The following is a 3,190-nucleotide window of genomic DNA, read 5'->3' on the forward strand; positions in this document are numbered from 1 at the left end:
AAGCACAGCAGCAAACTAATCTAAGCAGCAGCGCATATAACTCCGTATCTAAAACGATCTATACCTCTAGCAAGAACACTGTTGTTATCCCCTATAAATTGCTGGAGAGCATGGTATCAGCTAAAAACTGCCGCATTCGCATACACACAAGCCAAGGAAATCAAGACATCGACTTCTCGGCGCAAAGCATCCCTGGAGGTAAAGCGACAGCGATCGTTTCCATTAAAGAGTTCATGGTCAAAGTCGAAAGTTTTAAATAAGGACACGTAAGCCCACCTATATCTACTAACTTAGTGTTAATAGGCATAGGGTGTTAATAGGCATAGGTGGAAATTTTTGTCTGCACGAAAAAACCCGACGATGCCGGGTGTTTAGTGTTAATTCAGCAAATTATAGCGATACAGCTGCTTTTCAAAATCCTGCTTCATGCTCACAAACAACAGTATTTCGATGTTCGTTCCGTCAAAATCGTAAAGCACCCTGTATTCACTCTCAACATCGAGCCGCTCACGTAAAAACATACCTCGATCCTGTAAGTGGAAATTGTAGTGATAACGTTCAGGGTCTTGGATAATGCAGGCAACTGATTCCTGAAGTAAGTTATCAACCAGATCACCGGCCTTGAGTGACCCAATGTATCCACTCTTGTAAGACTCGATATCAGCTAAACATTGATATGCCATCGGCGCGATTGAAACCGTGTATTGCTGGGACACTAAACACCTCTCTGTTATTTTCTAGCGGCACGCAACCTCCCTAAGACCTCTTCTGGGGTCATGCCTTTGCCTTCTGCGATTTCCTTTTTAGCCAACGTTGCCAGCTTAAAAAGGGCGTTGATATTGCGTTCTTCTCTCATCTCACGAACTTCAGCATCACGTTCTGCTGCGGTTTGGATGAATAACTCAGCTACTCCGTTTTTAGTGACGTAAACACCTCCTTCAAAGGTTTGTGCATTTCCGAGACTGTCTCTTGCGAGTTTCTGGGACATGGTCTGGTTCATAGGCATTTTTTTCTCATCATATAGGGGCGCTTCCGGCGAGAACGGCGCTGCACGATTCAAGGGTCATAGTTTCCGGTTTGTGGTTTGTGGTTTCAGTTTTCAGGTTTCAGTGTTGATTTATTAGGCCAGTACAAATTCTCGCTATGGCACATGGTGGCCAGTGTCCGTGCTTTGAATAGAGTTTATCAGTTGGTGTATAAATTGAGTACATATTTTTACACGGCAAGGTAAAAGAAGGGAAAATTAGTTTAATTCAGAAGCATTTACCATAACATCTCTTGCCCGCACCCCCTGAGAGGCCCTCAGCGCGATCCTGGAGCGTCCGGGCCGTTTCCGGCACCTTTCTACCGCCTAAACCCGAAAAAACGCTTCTGATGATTTTGGCGCGGCTGCATGGCTATGCACGGAGGTGAATGGCGGCGGGTTTCGGGCGGATGCTGGCACTAAAGCCGGATTACCGGTGATTAACTCTCCCGGTAACGGTGAACGGGCGCGCAGTTTACTGTGCGGTCGTGAGGCGTTGGCCAGGCCGTCAGGCATGGCTGAGCAACATACAGGGGGGGGCGATTTAACGTGAGTGATCAGCGCGCAGTGATGAGCGGGATTCGGAAGGGGCACCCTTGCGGCGCGGCGATGTATACATCGCTAACGTGCCTTGGTCATGCAGCAGTAAATCAGGGAGAAAACAGGCTATAAACACTTAGCAAACAGATGCGGGACACATTGCAAACACCTAGCAAACACCTAGCAAACACTTAGCAAACACTTAGCAAACAGATTAAAGACAGATGGCAAACACTTGTCGCTAAAGGTATCGGGCGGAGCCTGATCATGGTGTTGTGGAGTCAGGGCGGTACTCCAAAAACACATCTTGTCCCGCTGTTTTGTCGCCGGCGCGGAGCGGCGGTAATGACAAAACATTTCCTGTCCACGGATTTAACTTTTTTAATCTAAGAACGTCAGGTGACGTCATTTTGCGGCGCTCGCCCTATCCTGCATCGTATTAAAAAATGCAGCTATGGCGTGTACGGTGCAAGAGATAAGCACGTAGATATTCCGCTTCCTCGCTCACTGACTCGCTACGCTCGGTCGTTCGGCTGCGGCGAGCGGACGGATAATATGCATGAAAGCATACGGCGATGAAGAAGGGAGAAAGCGGAATGGAAAAGGCCGCGGCGCTGCCGGTTTTCCATAGGCTTCGCCCCCCTGACAAGCATCACAGAAGCTGACGCTCAAATCAGTGGTGGCGAAACCCGACAGGACTATAAAGATCCCAGGCGTTTCCCCCTGGTAGCTCCCTCGTGCGCTCTCCTGTTCCTGCCTTTCGGTTTACCGGTGTCATTCCGCTGTTATGGCCGCGTTTGTCTCATTCCACGCCTGACACTCAGTTCCGGGTAGGCAGTTCGCTCCAAGCTGGACTGTATGCACGAACCCCCCGTTCAGTCCGACTGCTGCGCCTTATCCGGTAACTATCGACTTGAGTCCAACCCGGAAAGACACGACTTATCGCCACTGGCAGCAGCCATTGGTAAGAGGATGTACAAGAGATTACTAACGCAGAGTTCTTGAAGTATCAGCCCAACTACGGCTAAACTGGAAGGACGAATTTGGTGGCAGCGGTCTTGTACACCCTGTTACCACGGTTCAGAAGTTCCCCAACTTACTGAACCATCGAAAAACCACCTCCCCAGGTGGTTTTTTCGTTTCTGGGTCAAGAGATTACGACTCCCACCCGAGGATCTCAAGAAGATCCTTCAACTCTGTGTTCAAAACACTGTTTAAAAAGCTATAAGACTTCAAGATAGTTTCAGAAATACAATGCTATTTCACTCTCTGGCAAACAGACCAAAAAGGTCAACAAAATGATAAGAAAGATTTTTTTTGCTTCTGCAATCGTAATAGCCATCTCTGGCTGTACAGCAATGGATAAATTGGCAGGAATGGGTGTTGTTTCTCAGCAAACATCAACCTTTGATAACTCGACCGTTATAGAGGTATCTCCAAATTCGCTATACGATCCTAACAGCACTTGGGGAACACAACTTCAGTTGGGCGCGATATGGTCTAGTGCCTATCCAGAAGAGGTGGGGCTAATTCTTTCCTACAACTCGAATGTATCTAGCGGAAATGCCGCATACTTAGGTTTGACGGGGATTGATATAAATATTGATGGCAAAATATCCAGCTATA

At 47.7% G+C, this 3,190-nt stretch carries 4 protein-coding genes; 2 read left to right on the top strand and 2 right to left on the bottom strand.

Going from position 1 to position 3,190, the window contains the following annotated elements; translation table 11 throughout:
- The coding region (locus E0L21_RS25140) for a hypothetical protein (RefSeq protein WP_208430936.1) at positions 1–260 on the top strand (260 nt) is incomplete at its 5' end.
- Positions 261–377: 117 nt separating this feature from the next.
- Here the strand turns inward: E0L21_RS25140 and E0L21_RS24515 are convergent.
- Together E0L21_RS24515 and E0L21_RS24520 are read right to left on the bottom strand one after the other, a co-directional pair.
- Positions 378–716, bottom strand: coding sequence for a hypothetical protein (locus E0L21_RS24515; protein ID WP_040078777.1), 339 nt, complete (start codon positions 714–716; stop codon positions 378–380).
- A gap of 14 nt (positions 717–730) precedes the next feature.
- Positions 731–1,000: a hypothetical protein gene (locus E0L21_RS24520; protein WP_040078821.1), complete on the bottom strand. Its 270-nt coding sequence runs from the start codon at positions 998–1,000 to the stop codon at positions 731–733.
- A gap of 1,862 nt (positions 1,001–2,862) precedes the next feature.
- On the opposite strand from E0L21_RS24520, the gene E0L21_RS24535 reads away from it, so the two are divergent.
- The coding region (locus tag E0L21_RS24535) for a hypothetical protein (protein ID WP_131413817.1) at positions 2,863–3,190 on the top strand (328 nt) is incomplete at its 3' end.

Source organism: Kosakonia quasisacchari (assembly GCF_004331415.1).
Taxonomy (GTDB): Bacteria; Pseudomonadota; Gammaproteobacteria; order Enterobacterales; family Enterobacteriaceae; genus Kosakonia; species Kosakonia quasisacchari.

Coding starts and splice junctions, on each gene's coding strand:
- E0L21_RS24520 (WP_040078821.1), bottom strand. CDS start 1,000: ATGAACCAGACCATGTCCCAGAAACTCGCAAGAGACAGTCTCGGAAAT.